Below are 16,909 nucleotides of genomic sequence, written 5' to 3' on the forward strand. Positions count from 1 at the left end.
CTTGCCGGTACTTGGCCAAGCCTGTCGCCATCGTCGTGGCGAAAACCGCAATGACGAGCGCGGGTTTCTGGCGCTGGCTTGCGATCTTCGAAGCGGGCTGTTACGGCAATCGCGCGATCGGTCAGCGTCCGGCCTTTTGGTTCAACGCCGCGTTCGCCACTTCGATCGCGGTCTGCTGCAACTGCGCGGCCAGGCGCGCGTTGCCGACGGCCTCGGACGCTTCGAGCATCTGATGCACCGCCTGCAGCTGCTTGATGCCGCGCGGCGGAACCTTCTTGAGTTTGCCGCCGACGATGAACCAGCCGCTCGCGCCTGCGGCGACGCCGGCCGATACGAAGGTGGCGACAAGGGTGACTTGCTTGGGATCGAGTTTGGTAGCCATGCGATTACGCTCCTTGTGAACGCGAGCCGCCGCCGTGGCGGCGACGCGCGCATTTGTGTCGTCGCCGCGGGCTTGCAGCGATGATGCGTCGTGCGATAGCAAACAACGCACGCGCCGTTGCGCCGCGGCCATCGCGGGCACGATGCATGGATGCAACATGGGCGCGAATCGGCATGTTCGCCCCTTCTCGCGCGCAGTCGCGGAGCTTCCCGCGCAAACGCGAAGGCCACGCTCGCGCGTGGCCTTCGCTCGCTGTCGCAATGCCGCGGGGATCAGAACTTGCCTTCCTGAAAATCGACGAAGGCCTGCATCACTTCCTGCTTGGTGTTCATCACGAACGGGCCGTAGCGCGCGACCGGCTCGCGCAACGGGCGCCCGGCGACCACGATCAAGCGGCTGCCCTGCTTCGCCTCGCGCAGCTTGAGCAGGTTGCCTGCGGACAGCACCGCCAGTTCCTGCGCGTCGATGGCGCGCACATCCTCGCCATCGCCGATCTGCACGCCGCCTTCGTAGGCGTAGACGAAGGCGTTGTGGCCTTCGGGCAGCTCGTACTCCCACGATGCGCCGGCATCGAGCGCGACGTCGAGGTAAACCGGATCGGTCGCCGGCTGCGCGATCGGACCGCGCAGATCGCCGATGCGGCCGGCGATCAACTTGACCTGCACGCCGTCGGCCGGATTCAGTTGCACGATGCGCTCGGGCGCGAACTCCTGGTACTTGGGCTCGGTCATCTTTTCGCTCGCGGGCAGATTGACCCAGAGCTGGAAACCGCGCATGCGGCCCTCTTCCTGCTCGGGCATCTCCGAATGCACCAAGCCGCGGCCAGCGGTCATCCACTGCACGCTGCCGGGCACCAGCACGCCCTCGTTGCCGTGGTTGTCGCGATGGCGCATGCGGCCGTCGAGCATGTAGGTGACGGTCTCGAAGCCGCGGTGCGGGTGCTCCGGGAACCCGGCGAGGTAATCCTCAGGCTTGTCGGTGCCGAACTCGTCGAGCAGCAGGAACGGATCCAGATCCGGCAGCTGCGCGCCGCCGATAACCCGGGTCAGGCGGACGCCGGCGCCATCGGACGTGGGCTGGCCGCGCAGCTTGCGGCCGACGCGGGCGTAAGCGGTGTGGGTGGCGGTGGCCATGGTCCTCTCTCCTAGGGGTACGCCGAATTGGCGATGGGCCTAGGATGCCACCACATTTTCAGAACAATATAGACCTTCATGCAATCATCAGTTACATAAACAGAACAATCCTCCTGCCCTCGCGCAAGCACTCCCTCTCCCGCTTGCGGGATAGGGAAAAGCACGCGACCTTGTCGACGCCTCGACCGACGCGGTTACCCGGTCACCCTGGAGTAGACGTACACCGTCGCCGGCGGCACGTTGCGCAGCACGAAATCGCCGCGCCGCACCTGCAGCCCCAGCGAGCGCGCCACCGGTTCGGCGACCGGCGCGATCGGGCCGTAGGTGAATTGCACGAACACCCCGTCCTCGCGCAGGCATTGGAACGCGGCGGCGAGAATGTCGTGCTGCAAGGGATGCGGCATGGTCAACAGCCCCAGACCGGAGACGATGGCGTCGGCGACGCCGTGCTCCAGATAGCCTTGTTCGCTCGCCAGCGACGGCAGCATGCGCGCGTCGCCCAACAGCACCGGCACCCGCGGAAAGCGCAAGCGCAAATGCGCGTGCAGCTCTTCGTTGAGCTCCAGCACCAGCAAGTCCTCATCGCGGATGCCGGCATCGAGCAGAGCGCGGGTGATCGCGCCGGTGCCACCGCCGAGTTCGATCACCCGTTCGACCTCGTCGGGCAGCTCGGCGATCATCGCCGCGGCGAGTTCGGCGCTGGACGGCGCCACCGCCGCCACCCGCAACGGGTTCTTGAGCCATTGGCGGAAGAACGTCCAAGTGCCGGGCTTGCGATGCGACTTCATACGCATCGCTCCATGCACACGCGGCATCGGGCAGTGGCGGCTGGCTTATCCGAGGCGACGGACATCAACGCGGTTCCAGTCGCCAGCAACGGTGGATCCTGGCGTCGCGTTCGAAATCCGGCGGTATCGTCTGCGCGCTGATGTCCTCGCAGCGGGCGAACTGGGCGACGGCTTCGGCGTCGAGACGGAAACGGCGGAAGTTGTTCGAGAAGTACAACACGCCGTTGTCGGCCAGCCGCGCGACGGCCGCGCGCAACAGGCGCACGTGCTCGCGCTGGATGTCGAAATCGTCGGCGCGCGCGGAGTTGGAGAAGGTCGGCGGGTCGCAGAAGATCAGGTCGTAACGGCCGCGATCGGCTTCCAGCCACTGCACCGCGTCGGCCTGCGCCAGGCGATGCTGGGCGCCGGCCACGCCGTTCTCGCGCAGATTGTCCGAGCACCATTGCAGATAGGTCGCCGACAGATCGACGGTGGTGGTTTCGATCGCACCGCCGACCGCCGCGTGCACGGTGGCCGCGCCGGTGTAGCCGAACAGATTGAGAAAGCGGCGCCCTTGTGCTTCGCCGGCGATGCGCAGACGCATCGGCCGGTGATCGAGGAACAGGCCGGTATCGAGATAATCGAACAGGTTCACTCGCACGCGCGCGTCGCCTTCGCGCACGACCACGAACTCGCCGCGCTGATCGTACTGGCCGTATTTGCTGCCGCCCTTGCCGCGCAAGCGGGTCTTGATCGCCAGGCGCTCGCGCGGAACGTCGAACACCTCGCGCGCGGCGGCCAGCAACTCGTTGCGACGGCGGCGCTGATCGGCTTCGGGGATATCGGCCGGCGCGGCGTATTCCTGCACGTGCAGATAGGTGCGCGGCTGAGCCTCGTCGGTGGTGTACACGTCGATGGCGGCAGAATACTCGGGCAGATCGGCATCATAGGCGCGGAAACAATCGACCGCTTCGCGCTGACGCCAGGATTTGAGCTTGCGCAGGTTCTTGCGCAGGCGATTGGCGACCATCTGCGCGCCTTCGCTCAAGGGCTGCGGCGCGGCGTCTTCGGCCTTGGCTTTTTGTTCGGCATGACCGATCCGGGCGATCGGATCGCAGACGATCAGCGCGCATTCGATCGCGCCGTTGAACACCTGATACTTCTTGCTCGCGCGCAATCCGGTGGCCTGGGCCAGCGCGGCGTCGCCGCACAGCAGGCTGGCGCGCCAGGAGGGGACCAGACGCTTGAGCGCATCGCCGAGGCCGCGATAGAGCGCGGCGTCTGCGGCGAGGCGGGCGTCGTAGGGCGGGTTGCAGACGACCAGGCCAACTGGGGTAGCAGAGGAAACAACCGCTCCGCCGCTGCCATCGAAGCCCAAGTCTTCCCGACCGTCGTTCCCGCGAACGCCGGAATCCAGTTTCTCATCTCCATCGGCCGGCAAAGTCGCTGTATCCCCGCCTTCGCGGGGATGACGGCCTTGAAGTTGCGCGGGCAAAGTCTGCAACGATTCGACACTCGCCACATCCCAAACGATCGCCCCGGCCAACCCCGCCATCGCTTCATTCTCGCGCGCCGCGCGGATCGCATGCGGGTCGATGTCGCTGCCGGCGAAAGCCGGGCGCAACGCGGCCAGACCGGCTTGCTCGCGAGTACGCGCCTGCTCGCACAGCGCGCGCCAGGCGGCGAAATCGAAACCGCGCCAACGCGTCGGCGGCAGATTGCCGTGACGCAACAGGCCCGGCGCGACATCGGCGGCCATCAGCGCACCTTCGATCAACAAGGTACCGCTGCCGCACATCGGATCCAGCAACGAACCTCCTTGCGCATAGACCTTCGGCCATTGACCGCGCAACAACACCGCGGCCGCCAGATTTTCCTTCAGCGGCGCTTCGCCCTGCTTTTGCCGCCAACCGCGGCGATGCAGCGGGCCGCCGCCCAGATCGATCGACACAATCGCCTTGTCCTTGCGCACCACCAGGTTCAGGCGCAGGTCCGGGGTTTCGGTGTCCACGTCCGGACGCGCGCCGGTGCGCGCGCGCATCACGTCGACCACTGCGTCCTTGACCCGCTGCGCGGCATAGCGCGCATGGGTGATGGCTTCGCCGGAGACGTGCGCGTCGACCGCCAAGGTGTGCACGCTCTCCATGTGCGAGGGCCAATCCAGCGCGGCCACGCCGGCGTAGAGCGCGTGTTCGTCGGGGCAGTCGAATTCGGCGATCGGCCACAACACGCGGCTGGCCAGGCGCGACCACAACACCGCGCGTTGCGCGTCGGCCAGATCGCCCTCGACGTTGGCGCCGGCGGTCGCGGCGGTCGCGCGCGCGCAACCCAGCGCGATCATTTCGTCGGCCAACAGGTATTCCAGACCCTTGCCGCAGCTTGCGTAGAACTTGTTCATGCGTTTGCGGTACTCAGAGGCTTTGCAACAGGCGCGCGAAGGCATCGGCGCTGCCTTGCACATGCGCCGAAAGGCGGTGGCTGTCGTCGACCAGCAACAAGCGGGCCCGGCGCGGATGCGCCCAGGCGACCACGTCGCTGGCCGGAATGAGTTCGTCGTCCCAACCGTGGATGATGCTGATCGGCACGTCGGCGGCTTCCAAGCGCGGCGCGGGGCCCATCGCGATCGGCGGCGCCATCAGGAACAAACCCACCGGCTTGACCTGCAGCGAGACCACGCCGGAGATGTACGCGCCCAGGCTGGAACCGGCCAACACCACCGGCCCGCGATCGGCGGCCTTGCGCGCCAGGCCCAGCAGACGATCGATGCGTGCATACACGTCGCCCAGATCGCTGACCTCGCGCTTGGCGTCCAGATCGGTGTAATCGGGGCGTTCGTGCGTCCAGCCATGGCGCTGCGCGGCCTGCGCCAAGGCGGTGACCTTGGTCGCGTCGGGGCCGCTTTCGAAGCCATGAGACAGAATGCAGTGTCCGTGAGTGATCATCTTAGAGCCGAGGTGTAGTAGGTGCAGATCGCCGCGGGAATCCGGCGAATGCAGTGTTCTGGAGCGATCGTCTTTGAGCCGAGGTACAGGAGTTACAAATAACCGCGCAAGTCCACAAAATGCAGCGCACACGCGCGATCAGCTAAAAAATCCAGGTGCGATCGCAGCCAATCGCCGCGCGCGCAACGAACCCGCATGCCAGCATCTGCATCCCAGGCCGCATGTCAAATGAACATCGCGCAATGTTGGATCGCCGCGGCGATGCCAAGCGAGCGGGGCCGGCAACGATCATTTAACAAGCAAGACCGAAGCGGCCATCCATCGATACCGCGCCGGATCGCCGAAGGCCGTCAGCACCAGGCCCGACGCAGCCACCGCGCATTCAACCCGGCGCATCGATCACCGGTATCAGCGCGTCGCCGCGCCGGATCGCCCCGCCCTCGATGATCTGCGCGCACAGCCCGCCATGGCCGCGCATCGCGTTGTAGCCGCCCGGACCCAGCGCGGCCTCCATCATCGAGCACGGGTCGCATTCTTCCGTCGCTTCCAACAAAACTTCGCCGAGCCGGAAGCGGCGCCCTTTGAGCGCGATCAGCGGCAGGCCGGAAACCACGATGTTCCGCCGCAGCGTCGCAGGCTCGACCGAGTCCAGCCCGGCCAGGGCCGCGATCACCGGCAGATGTTCGGCCTGGATCAGAGTCACCCCGCGCTTGCCGCTTCCGCCGGCATAACGGTCGCCATGCAGGCCGGCGCCGGTTTGCGCCGCCACCTCGTCCACTGCCTGCATGTTCACTCCGCGCGCCGGGCGCACGCCGATCCACTCCACGCGCCCGGGACGGGGCAGCGTGGACATTAGTTTTCCGAGGGCGGAGTCGGCGGGCGGCAGGCTCATGGCGGGCTCCGGGAGAGGGTGAATGGTAGCATCCGCGGGCATGCCGCCCCTGAACCTCACCCCCGCCCCGCTGCCCTACGAAACCCGGCTGCAGGCGCGCGATCGCGCCTGCATCGATCTGGTGGTGATCCATTGCACCGAACTGCCGGATCTGGCCACCGCACGCGAATACGGCGAACGCGTGCTGTATGCCGATTCGGGCACCGGCAACAGCGGCCATTACTACATCGATCGCGACGGATCGGTGCTGCGCTATGTGAGCGAGGAACGCATCGCCCATCACGTGCGCGGCTACAACCCTCGCTCGATCGGAATCGAACTGGTCAACATCGGGCGCTATCCGGATTGGCTGGATTCACGCCGCCAAGGCATGCGCGAGGACTACACCCCGGCGCAGATCGAAGCGCTGATCGCCTTGCTCGGCGATCTGAGCTCGCGCTTGCCGGGCCTGCGCTACATCGCAGGGCACGAGGATCTGGACACCGCCCAGGTCGAGGCGAGCGACAATCCGAGCGTGCTGGTGCAGCGCAAGCTCGATCCGGGGCCCTGGTTTCCCTGGCCGCGAGTGCTGGCCGCCTGCGGCCTGCAGCGGTTGCCCCTGTAGGAGCGGCGCGAGCCGCGACCAACCGCAGCGACGTACGAAAGCGGACTACCCGAAGCCCTCGACAATCGGCCATTGCGCGGAGCAGCGCTTGAAATACCAGGCTTCGGCGAAGGCGCTTTGGTACGTCGCTGCGGTTAGTCGCGGCTCGCGCCGCTCCTACAGGGGCGCCCCGGACTGTGCCGGCCGTCCCGCTATACTCCCCCCGACCTCACTTTCCGCCCCAACGATGACCGCCTCTCCCGTCTCCGAACTGATCGAACTGCTGTCGCTGGAGCGCCTGGAGGACAACCTGTTCCGCGGCCAGAGCCGCGACATCGGGACCAAGTACGTATTCGGCGGGCAGGTGCTCGGCCAGGCCTTGTCGGCGGCCCAGGCCACGCTGGACACCGCGCGCGCGGCGCATTCGCTGCATGCCTATTTCCTCAAGGCCGGCGATATCGAAGCGCCGATCGTCTATCAGGCCGACCGCACTCGCGACGGCGGCAGCTTCTCGGTGCGCCGGGTCACCGCGATCCAGCACGGCCAGCCGATCTTCTTCCTGGCCGCCTCCTTCCACGAGGATCAGCCGGGCGCCGAGCATCAGTTGTCGATGCCGGAAGTGCCCAAGCCCGAAGACATCGCTCCGGCGCCCGCGGTGCCGGCCGAAGTCATGGCGACCCTGCCGAACAAGGTGCAACGCTGGCTGTCGCGGCAGGGGCCGTTCGAATTCCGCCATGTGTATCCGCGCGATGAACTCAATCCGCCCAAGCGCCCGCCGTTCCAGCAAGTGTGGTTCCGCTTGAGCGAGGCGGTCGGCGACGCGCCGGAGCTGCATCGCGCCTTGCTGGCCTACGCCTCGGACTTCCATCTGTTGGGCACGACGACTTTCCCGCACGGGATCAGCTACTACCAACCCAATGTGCAGATGGCTTCGCTCGATCACGCGCTGTGGTTCCATCGCCCGTTCCGCGCCGACGACTGGCTGCTGTACTCGATCGACAGTCCCAGCGCGCAAGGCGCGCGCGGACTGGCGCGCGGGCAGATCTTCGACCGCCACGGCCATCTGGTGGCCAGCAGCACGCAGGAAGGTCTGATCCGCGTCATGCCGGCCCAAGACACCACGGCCGGGCAAGCACCGGCGAAGGGCTGACATGAGACAAGTCTTCAGCAGCCCGCGACTGGAAAACGTCGAAGGCGTGGCGCAATTGCTGCGCAATGCCGGGATCGACGTGCGCGTCACCAACGATCGCTCCTACAAAGGCAACCGGCGTTCGAGCTTCAGCTATCGCGAACACGTCACCGAACGGCCGACCGTGTGGGTGATCCGTTCGGAAGATCAGCTGCGCGCGCGCGATCTGCTGCGCGAAGCCGGATTGATCGACAGCACCCGCGGCGAGCAGGCGACGCAGGCGCCGTATCGCTTCCGTTCCGACGTCGACGCCACCCGCACGACCTCGGACAAGCGCGCGCTGCGGATCAAAGTCGGGCTGCTGGTCTGCATCGCGGTGGTGCTGGGCCTGGCGATGTTCCATGGCCTGCGCAATCGTCCGGTCGCGCGGGCGCCGGTGGATCCGGCCGAGACCGCGCTGGCCGCGCACAAGTTCGACGGCAGCGTCGCAGCGACACCGCAGGCGTTGGCGCAGGCGGTGTTCGCCCAGCAATTGGCCGAAGCCGACCAGGCCACTCAGTGCCTGCGCGTGGATCGCGCCGACGCGACGCGCAAACTGCTCAACGCCCTCGCCCGCCCCGGTCTGCGACTGCTGCCGTACGGTCAGTGCATCGAGGTCGCCGACGAGGACAAGGGCAGCATGGCGCGCGACGGCCAAGCGGCCGAGCTGATCGAGGTGCACGCGTTCCGGCCGACCTCGAAGGACGGCGGCCGCATCGAATACTCGGCATATCACCACCGCCTCGCCGCGGTTTACAAGACTCTGGAAGTCAAGCGGATCGGCGGCAAGTGGACGGTGGTCAAGACGGTCAAGACCGTGCGCGCGATGGGGTGAACGTTGAGGTTCGGGCCGTGTTCTTGGCCAGCTGATCGCAAAGCGTCGGGGCTGAAGCCCCTTCCCACAAGAGCACAACTGCGTCCGCCATAAGCGCGGCCAGGGCCTTTACTAGATCCCGAGGCGGGTTTTTGTGGGAGGGGCTTCAGCCCTGACGCTTTGCGCTCAGCTCGCGCCGCGACCCGACTGCAGGGCAACGGGATGAGCGGGGGCTGGGCGGCGTCGCTTTGCGGAGGGCTGGAGCCGAGTTGCGGTGGCTTCGGGTGTGAGGGCGGGCTATTGTTTTATTTCGCTTCGGTTGGTCACATCCTCCCGGCAGCCACGTCCAGGACTGCAGGCATCGCCGGATGCCGCGTCCGGAGACCGCTCGCATGACACCCGCCCACCCGCCACGCCGCGTTCCCGCCCGTCCCGCACCCGCCCTCCGGAGCGCTTCGCGATGAATGCCGAAGCCCTGCATTCCCTGATCGGCCACGACCTGCCGGCGGCCTCGCGCGGCGATACCGCCGCGTATTCGCGCATCGTCGGCGCCTGCCAGAACTCGGTCACCGCCATCGCCCTGGCCATGGTGCGCGACGTCCACGCCAGCGAGGACATCGCCCAGGAGGCCTTCCTCAACGCCTGGCAGAACATCCGCAAGCTGCACAACCCGCAGAGCTTCTTGCCGTGGCTGCGGCAGATCACCCGCAACCTGGCCCACGACCATCTGCGCGCGCGTCAGCGCCTGCCGCGCGGCGGCGACGACATGGAGGCGGTCATCGCTTCGGCCGCCGACCCCGAGCCCAGCGCGATCGAGCGCCTGATCGAAGGCGAACGCGCCCAAGTCGCGGCCGAGCTGATCTCGGCCCTGCCCGACGAAAGCCGCGAGGTGCTGTTGCTGTACTACCGCGAAGGCCAGAGTTCGCAGCAGGTCGCCGCCCTGCTCGGCCTCAGCGACGCGGCCGTGCGCAAGCGCCTGTCGCGCGCGCGCAGCACGGTGCGCGGCGAGTTGATGGAACGCTTCGCCGCCTTCGCCACCGCCAGCGCGCCGTCGGTGGGCTTCACCACCCTGGTCGCCAGCGCCTTGGGCGTGACCGCGCCGGCCGGCACCACCGCAGCCATCGTCGGCGCCGGTTCGCTGGGCTCCGGCCTGGCCGGCAAGTTCGGCGTCGGCGGCATGGGCTCGGCCGGCGCCTCCGGCGGCGTGCTCGGCGGCACGCTGGCCTTCCTCGCCGAACGCGTGCTGTCGCCGGTGTCGCAAGCGGTGGGCGGCGATCCGATCGACGGCGCCTCGCTGAGCGCGAAGGTTCAAGGGCTCTCGCAACTCGGCGACCACATCCACCTGAGCAGCGTGATCGGCGGCGTGATCGGCGGCGTGACCATGATGCTGATGCTCAACCACTACTTGATGTCCTACGCCGGCACGCCCGAGGAGCGCCGAACGATCCGCCGCCTGATTCGCGTGGTCGCGATCAGTGGCGCGCTGATGGCGACCGCGTTGGTGGTCTGCCTGGAAACCACCCGCGGCTGGGTCTGGCCGATGGCTTTCACCCTGGTCGTCACCGCGATTTCGAACTGGCAATGCCTGGTGTTGATACCACGCGTGCTGGCGCCGAGCCTGCAGCGCATCCAACGCGAAAGCGGCCGCGATCCACGCCAGGACATCGCCTATCGCTGGATGATCGGCCCCAAGGCGGTCGCCTACACCTCGCTGCTGCTGATCGCCTCGATCACCCTGATTCTCTGGCGCGAAGGCCGCTTGGGCTGATCGCGACGGCCGCGGCGGCGCCCTCCCGCACCGCCGCCGCGGCGTCCCTGCGCCCCCGCGCACTGATCGGCGACCGCGCGACCGCGGTCATGGCACATACGCCTCCGGCACGGCGGCGAAGTTCACCGGCACGGTAATCGTCGCGGTCGCGCCGCCGGCCAGATCCACGCTCAGATTCACCGCATTGCCTCCCACCGCGCCGCCGCTGGCGGGATTGCAGGCGCCGGTGCCGACGCTGATCGCGCAATCCCAGACGGCGCGCAGGCTCGCACCGTTGGGCAGCAAATCCTCGATCAGCGCTCCGGCCACCGCGTCGGGACCGTCGTTGCGCACGGTGATCGTGTAGACGGCGTCGCCGCCCGGCGTGTAGGTCGCACTGCCGTCGCTCTTGGCGATCGACAGCGCCGCCTCGCTGCGCGTGTTGGTGAAGGTGCAGGTCAACACCTCATCGGCGACGACGCTGGTGCCGGGAATGGTGTACACCGTGCCCGCCAGAGCGCCGACCCCCGCGTTGGCGGCATTGCGGCAAACCGCCGAGGTCAAGGCATAACCGGGCGGCACGGCGGTCTCGGCGATGGCCACCTCGGTGCCGACCGCGCTGACGATGTACGGCTGCAACCCGGCCGCATTGACGTCGCCATCGACCTGCGCCGCCGTGCCCGCAGTCGCCGTGGCGACGTTGCCGGTGACCTGCGCGGTGTTGGTCAGAGTGAACGCGAAACTGTCGACGCCGCGCAAGCTGATCTTGTTGAGAATGAGCCGTGGCAATGCAGCGACCACGTTGCGAGTCGGCTGATCGCCGGGCGCGGCGAAGTCGGCATCGGTGGCATCGAGCAGGTTTTCGCCCAAGGTCGCGGCGCGATGCGCCACGCTTGCGCTGTTGTTGATCACCGTACCCGCCGCGACGCCGGCGTTGACCCGCGCGCGAAAGCGCAGGCTGAACCCTTCTGCGGGCGCGATCGTGCCGCCGGCGCCGGCGGTGGCGCCGGTGCCCAGACGGAACACCACCCGGTTATTGGCGGCGTCGAATTCGGCCTGATCGTCGCCGGTCGCATCGCTTTTAGCGCCGGCATTGGCGCCGCTGACGATGATCAGGCTGCCCGGCTCGTAGGTCGTGTTGGCCGGTATCGCATCGGTCAACACGGTCTGCAGCGAAGCATCGCTGCCGAGGTTGGTGGTGCCGATGGTGAATTCGAGCAACTCGCCCGGCAGCAGGCTGCCGCCATTGACGTCGGCAGAACTCTTGAGCAGCTGATCCTTCAGATTGGGCCGCGACACGTCGGTGGCCCGGCTGATCATGCCGAAGATCAACACCTCGTCGATGCTGCCGCGCGCGCGGAGCAGCGCCGAATTCGCGCTGTTGGGCAAAGGCACGTTGGGCGGAGTGAAGTCCAGATCCATGCCCAGGGTGTCGATATAATTCGGCGTGCGCGCGCCGACGTTGGCGCCGTTGCGGCTGACCGAACTGTTCCAGAAATTGTTGACCGGATTGACCGCGTTGGACACGTTGCTGAGCGTGGCCGCGTTGCGGCCATACTGCAGCCCGACGCTGCCGTCGACGGTATCGTCGCCGTCCCAGCCCAGCAGCCCCAGGGTGGTGTTGACCGGCCCGGTGGCGGGCGTGACGAAACCGCTGAAGGCGATATCCACCGGCAAGGACGCATCGCTGGCGCTGAGCAGGCCGTCGTAGATGTTGAGGTTGCGGGTCGCAGTCTGGGCCGGGTCGCGATAGGCGATCACCAAGGCCCAGCCGCCCCAGGTGCTGCCCGACGAACCGATGGAGCGCTGCGTGGTCTGCACATTGGCGACGGTGTAGGTGCCGTTGCCGGCGGCGCGCACCACGGCGGTGACGTCCTCGAAGCCCTGGTAGGCGGCATCGCCGAACGCACCGGCGGAATTGGTCAACAGTTCGTCGGCGCTGAGCGAGGAGTACAGCGCCGAGCCGGGCGGGCGCAGGCGCACCGTGTTGCGCGCGAGCGAGGCGCTGATGCCGCTCCAGTACAGCCCGGCGAACAACACGGTCGAATCCGCGGGAAGATTGAGATTGGCGCTGCTGGAGTTGAACGTGGTCGAATCGGTGTCGACATCGACATGGACCATCGCGATCAGCGGATCTTGATTGACGACCGTGACGCTGCCGTTCTGCGCCTGCGAGCACAGCACGGCATTGCCGCCGCAATGCAGGTTGATGTTGCCGATGCCGGTGATGTCGCCGTTGACGGCCGGATTCTGATAGCGCGGCGCGAACGCGCGGTCGGCCTGCGCGGCGGGCGCGAGCATCGCCGCGATGATGGCCAGCACCACGATCGCGATGCGCCGGCGCCGAGCCGGCACGCCACGGAATCCCGCAAGGTCTGCACTGAACCTGTGCCGTAGCGCCATAGCATCGCTCCCCTATGCGACGTATCGGCATCGCTATTTCTGGATGCCGTGGCACTACTTCTAATCCTAAAAAAACGAAAAAAGAAGGCCGCGCTCGGCCGTTCTCAAAAAGATATTAGTTGTATGCACTTGGCGTGCATCAACTGCACTTTAAAGGCATGAAAATGATGCAATCCCGGGGAAAATGCCTTGTTTTAGGCGAATCCTTCACTGGCTAGAAAACCGGAACTGCGCGAAATCACTCCGGCCGGACCGGGCAACAACACTGGAAGATCGTTCGCGCGAGCATGGGTGTCCAGCGGAATCGATACGCGCACCGGTGGCGCGACACACAGACCCTGTCCGGGTGCAGCGACGCCCGACAGCGCCCGACAAATTCCCGGGGCGTTCCGACCGAAACATTCGGCCGCCGCGCGATCGCAGCATGCATCGCGGTAAAAAATAGGCGCAACCTGCGCCCAAGCGCCGCACCGGATCAGACCGAGGTCCGATGCGGCGGACCGGCCGCTCGCTTCAGCGACGCGGAGCCGGCTTGAGGTCGGCCTTGGTCAGGAAGCCGTCGCGGTCCTCGTCGAGGAACGCGAAGCTACGTGCCAGACGCGGCATCTTTTCTTGCGCTTCGACCTTGCTGAGCTTGCCGTCGTGGTTGAGATCGGCCTGGGCGAACTTCTCGTCGAAGCGCTTGGTGCGTTCGGCCTCGCGCTTGGGACGCTCGCGCTCGAAGTAGCCGCGCAGTTCGCTGCGCACCAGGTAACCGTCGTGGTTGCTGTCGATCTGCGCGAAGGCCTGGCTCAGGCGCGGCGCCTTGGCCACTTCGGTCTGGCTTATTCGGCCGTCGCCGTCGCTGTCGAGGCTGGCCGCGCCGCCCGGACCACCGCGATGGCCGCCTTGTTCGCGGCCGCCGCGACGCTGCGGGCGCTCGCTGGCGTCGAGCTTGCCGTCGTGGTTCTTGTCGAGATTGTCGAAGTTTTCCGCCAGGCGCGGGAACTTGGCGGCTTCCTCGCGGGTGATCACGCCGTCCTGGTTCGCATCGATCTTCGCGCGCGGACGCTGCGCGCCGGCATCGTCCTGCGGCGCCGCGACGGCTGCGCCGGCGAGCAGGGCCGCGGTCAGCGCCGCGAGGTAAAAGGGGGAACGGTTCATGCGTTGACTCCTGCGGCAGGCGCCACCGTGGCGCCGATGACCGGATCAACGCCCTGCCCGCGCGACGGTTGACAACCGGGCGTGGACATTCATCGCCCCGACAGCCGGCGCAGGCCGCCGCGCCGCCTCGATCCAGCCGCCTGGGCCGAATCGGAACCGCCTGCATGCGCAACACACGAACCCGGCGCTATGCTGGCCCCATGGGCACGCAACCGCAGCCTGACAGCGACGACCTCCGCCTGTTCCACACCGGCGAGCACGCCTGCGGCTACTGGCCGGAGCGCACCGCCCGCGATCTGGTGCTGGACCCGCGCGACCCGCGCCTGCGCGATTGGTATCCGCACGCCTTGGGCTGGGGCTTCCGCCGCTCCGGCGACATCGTCTACCGCCCGCATTGCAGCGGCTGCCGCGCTTGCGTGGCGGTGCGCATTCCGGTCGATCGCTTCGTCCCCGATCGCAGCCAACGCCGCTGTCTGGCGCGCAACGCCGACCTGGAAACGCGCGTATGCCCGGCCGAGCGCAACGAGGAACAGTTGGATCTGTACAAGCGCTACCTGGCCTCGCGCCATTCCGGCGGCGGCATGGACGGCCACGGCGCGCTCGAGTTCGACCAGTTCCTGATCGGCAGTTGGAGCGACAACCGCTTTCTGGAACTACGCGAATCCGGCCACGGCCGGCTGCTCGCGGTCGCGGTCACCGACGTGATCGATCAGGCCTTGTCGGCGGTCTACACCTTCTACGATCCGGATCAGGCCGAGCGCGGCCTGGGCACGCTGGCGATCCTGCGGCAGATCGAATGGGCGCGGCGCGAACGGCGCGGGCACCTCTACCTCGGCTACTGGATCGCCGGGCACCCGAAGATGGATTACAAGCGCCGCTACCGACCGTTGGAGGCATTCGATGGTCGCGATTGGCGTGTTTTTACACATTTGTAACACTCATCTCGTTCAGGTCGTGTATCTCGTACCCGCGTCGTGACCACGACGTGCGGGACGGCGCCACTCAATGGCATGGCAATGGAGTCGCCACCCTCATCACCTATCCGCCACATGGAGTCCGCAATGAAATTGAACACCCTGTTCCTGGCTGCTGCGATCACCCTGGCTCTGGCCGCCTGCAACAAGCCGGCCGACAAGCCGGCCGACGCCGCTCCGGCCGCCGACACCGCCGCCGCTCCGGCGGGCGACCCGGCCGCCGCGCCGGCCGCGACCCCGGCCGACACCGCCGCCCCGCCCGCTCCGGACGCCGCTGCTCCGGCGGTTGCCAGCGTCGGCGTGGCCGAGTGCGACGACTACCTGTCCAAGGTCAGCGCTTGCTTGACCGCCAAGGTGCCCGAAGCCCAGCGCGCCGCGTTCCAGTCCAGCCTCGACCAGAGCCGCAGCGCCTGGGCCCAGGCCGCTTCGACCCCGCAGGGCAAGGAAGCGCTGGCCAACGCCTGCAAGACCGCGCTGGAACAGAGCAAGGCCCAGTACGCCGCGTTCGGCTGCACGCTGTAATCGCAGCGAGGACCTCGGCGGCCGCATAGCCGCCGGGATTCGCCGCATTCGACGCCCCGGTCCGCCGGGGCGTCGTCGTTTGCGCCGTCCGTCGCCATCGGATTCCACCGCGCCGTTGCCGCCTGAACCTGTCACGAAGCCCGCCATGGGCCATGCGATCATGCGCGCATGCCCAGATTCCACCGTCCCTATTGCGCCGCGTTGATCGCGGCCCTGCTCACGGCCTGCACGCAAGTGAACGTACACGGCGATCCCAAGGCCTGGGTCGAGGCCCAGAACGGCGGCGCCGAAGGCGGCGCTGCTGCCTCCTTGCGCGTGGCGACCTACAACACCTCGCTCTACGACGAGGCCGACGGCGGCCTGATCCGGCGCCTGCAGTCCGGCGACGCCAACGCGCGCAAGATCGCCGCGGTGCTGCAGCGGGTGCGGCCCGACCTGGTGTTGCTCAACGAGTTCGACTACGACGCGCAACAGCGCGCGGCCGATCTGTTCCAGCGCGACTACCTGGAAGTCGCCCAAACCGGCGGCGGCGAAGCGCTGCGTTATCCCTATCGTTACCTCGCCCCAGTCAACACCGGCGTGCCGAGCGGCTTGGATCTCGACGGCGACGGCCAGTCCGGCGACGCGCAACGCGCCGACCGCGCGCGCGGCAACGACGCCTGGGGTTACGGCCTGCATCCGGGCCAATACGGGATGCTGGTGCTGTCGCGTTATCCGATCGACGTCGATGCGGTGCGCACCTTCCAGAAATTCAAATGGAGTGCGCTGCCCGGCGCGCGCCAGCCGCGCGACCCACACACCGGCAAACCGTGGTACGCGGCGAGCGTTTGGCCGCAGATGCGGCTTTCGTCGAAATCGCATTGGGACGTACCGGTGCGCACGCCGCTGGGCGTGCTGCATTTCCTCGCCGCGCATCCGACCCCGCCGGTGTTCGACGGCCCGGAGGATCGCAACGGCGCGCGCAACTTCGACGAGATCGGCCTGTGGGCGCGCTACCTCGACGGCGGTGCGCCTTCGTGGCTATGCGACGACCAGGGCCGCTGCGGCGGCCTTGCCGCCGACGCGCGTTTCGTCATCGTCGGCGACATGAACGCCGATCCGATCGACGGCGACGGCGTGCCGGGCTCGATCAAACAGTTGCTGGATCACCCGCGCGTCGATGCGAGCCACGTGCCGCGCAGCGACGGCGCGGCCGAACGCGCGAGGTTCTACGGCTTCGCGCGCAAGGGCGACATCGCCCAGCACACCGGCGATTTCGGCCCCAAGGCCGGCACCTTGCGCCTGGACTACGTGCTGCCTTCGCGCGGCTGGCAGGTGCGCGATACCGGCGTGTTCTGGCCGAAGGCCGGGAGCGAAGAGGCGAAGATTTCCGAGGCGAGCGATCATCATCTGGTGTGGGTGGATCTGGGCGACTGAGTCGAAGCCGTGCGGATGCAAGG

The 16,909-nt window shown here is 67.5% G+C and carries 14 protein-coding genes and 1 pseudogene; 7 read left to right on the plus strand and 8 right to left on the minus strand.

Annotation, left to right across the window (positions count from 1 at the left end):
• Positions 1 to 121: 121 nt before the first annotated feature.
• From ACTOWJ_RS01705 to ACTOWJ_RS01730, 6 genes and pseudogenes are all read right to left on the minus strand, one after another.
• Complete coding sequence (locus tag ACTOWJ_RS01705) at positions 122 to 382, minus strand: hypothetical protein (protein ID WP_441332841.1); 261 nt, start codon at positions 380 to 382, stop codon at positions 122 to 124.
• A 272-nt stretch (positions 383 to 654) separates the two neighbouring features.
• Positions 655 to 1,515, minus strand: coding sequence for a pirin family protein (locus ACTOWJ_RS01710; protein WP_441332842.1), 861 nt, complete (start codon positions 1,513 to 1,515; stop codon positions 655 to 657).
• Between the two features lie 194 nt (positions 1,516 to 1,709).
• The gene (locus ACTOWJ_RS01715; RefSeq protein ID WP_441332843.1) at positions 1,710 to 2,303 is read right to left on the minus strand and encodes a class I SAM-dependent methyltransferase; all 594 of its coding nucleotides are present in this window, start codon (positions 2,301 to 2,303) and stop codon (positions 1,710 to 1,712) included.
• 64 nt (positions 2,304 to 2,367) lie between these two features.
• A pseudogene (rlmKL, locus tag ACTOWJ_RS01720) lies at positions 2,368 to 4,674 on the minus strand (bifunctional 23S rRNA (guanine(2069)-N(7))-methyltransferase RlmK/23S rRNA (guanine(2445)-N(2))-methyltransferase RlmL); the annotation flags it as partial.
• 19 nt (positions 4,675 to 4,693) lie between these two features.
• A complete protein-coding gene (locus ACTOWJ_RS01725) occupies positions 4,694 to 5,221 on the minus strand; it encodes a hypothetical protein (RefSeq protein WP_441333072.1) in 528 nt (175 codons plus the stop codon).
• Positions 5,222 to 5,606: 385 nt separating this feature from the next.
• Positions 5,607 to 6,116, minus strand: coding sequence for an MOSC domain-containing protein (locus ACTOWJ_RS01730; protein WP_441332844.1), 510 nt, complete (start codon positions 6,114 to 6,116; stop codon positions 5,607 to 5,609).
• Between the two features lie 40 nt (positions 6,117 to 6,156).
• On the opposite strand from ACTOWJ_RS01730, the gene ACTOWJ_RS01735 reads away from it, so the two are divergent.
• The 4 genes from ACTOWJ_RS01735 to ACTOWJ_RS01750 all read left to right on the plus strand — a co-directional run bounded on the left by ACTOWJ_RS01735 (position 6,157) and on the right by ACTOWJ_RS01750 (position 10,449).
• Entirely contained in the window at positions 6,157 to 6,720 is a 564-nt protein-coding gene (locus ACTOWJ_RS01735) for an N-acetylmuramoyl-L-alanine amidase (RefSeq protein ID WP_441332845.1), read from the plus strand.
• Between the two features lie 226 nt (positions 6,721 to 6,946).
• Positions 6,947 to 7,849: an acyl-CoA thioesterase II gene (tesB, locus tag ACTOWJ_RS01740; protein ID WP_441332846.1), complete on the plus strand. Its 903-nt coding sequence runs from the start codon at positions 6,947 to 6,949 to the stop codon at positions 7,847 to 7,849.
• A 1-nt stretch (position 7,850) separates the two neighbouring features.
• Positions 7,851 to 8,702, plus strand: a complete 852-nt coding sequence (locus ACTOWJ_RS01745) for a hypothetical protein (RefSeq protein WP_441332847.1) — start codon at positions 7,851 to 7,853, stop codon at positions 8,700 to 8,702.
• A gap of 439 nt (positions 8,703 to 9,141) precedes the next feature.
• Entirely contained in the window at positions 9,142 to 10,449 is a 1,308-nt protein-coding gene (locus ACTOWJ_RS01750; RefSeq protein ID WP_441332848.1) for an RNA polymerase sigma factor, read from the plus strand.
• Between the two features lie 87 nt (positions 10,450 to 10,536).
• Here the strand turns inward: ACTOWJ_RS01750 and ACTOWJ_RS01755 are convergent, their stop codons facing one another.
• Positions 10,537 to 12,783, minus strand: a complete 2,247-nt coding sequence (locus ACTOWJ_RS01755; RefSeq protein WP_441332849.1) for a prealbumin-like fold domain-containing protein — start codon at positions 12,781 to 12,783, stop codon at positions 10,537 to 10,539.
• A 561-nt stretch (positions 12,784 to 13,344) separates the two neighbouring features.
• A complete protein-coding gene (locus ACTOWJ_RS01760) occupies positions 13,345 to 13,974 on the minus strand; it encodes an EF-hand domain-containing protein (protein ID WP_441332850.1) in 630 nt (209 codons plus the stop codon).
• Positions 13,975 to 14,138: 164 nt separating this feature from the next.
• On the opposite strand from ACTOWJ_RS01760, the gene ACTOWJ_RS01765 reads away from it, so the two are divergent.
• The 3 genes from ACTOWJ_RS01765 to ACTOWJ_RS01775 all read left to right on the plus strand — a co-directional run bounded on the left by ACTOWJ_RS01765 (position 14,139) and on the right by ACTOWJ_RS01775 (position 16,886).
• A complete protein-coding gene (locus ACTOWJ_RS01765) occupies positions 14,139 to 14,909 on the plus strand; it encodes an arginyltransferase (protein ID WP_441332851.1) in 771 nt (256 codons plus the stop codon).
• Between the two features lie 126 nt (positions 14,910 to 15,035).
• Positions 15,036 to 15,470, plus strand: coding sequence for a hypothetical protein (locus ACTOWJ_RS01770; protein ID WP_441332852.1), 435 nt, complete (start codon positions 15,036 to 15,038; stop codon positions 15,468 to 15,470).
• A gap of 168 nt (positions 15,471 to 15,638) precedes the next feature.
• Positions 15,639 to 16,886 (plus strand): endonuclease/exonuclease/phosphatase family protein, encoded by a 1,248-nt coding sequence (locus ACTOWJ_RS01775; RefSeq protein WP_441332853.1) that lies wholly within the window; start codon positions 15,639 to 15,641, stop codon positions 16,884 to 16,886.
• Positions 16,887 to 16,909: the final 23 nt, after the last annotated feature.

This window comes from Lysobacter sp. CA199 (assembly GCF_052078715.1).
GTDB lineage: Bacteria > Pseudomonadota > Gammaproteobacteria > Xanthomonadales > Xanthomonadaceae > Lysobacter.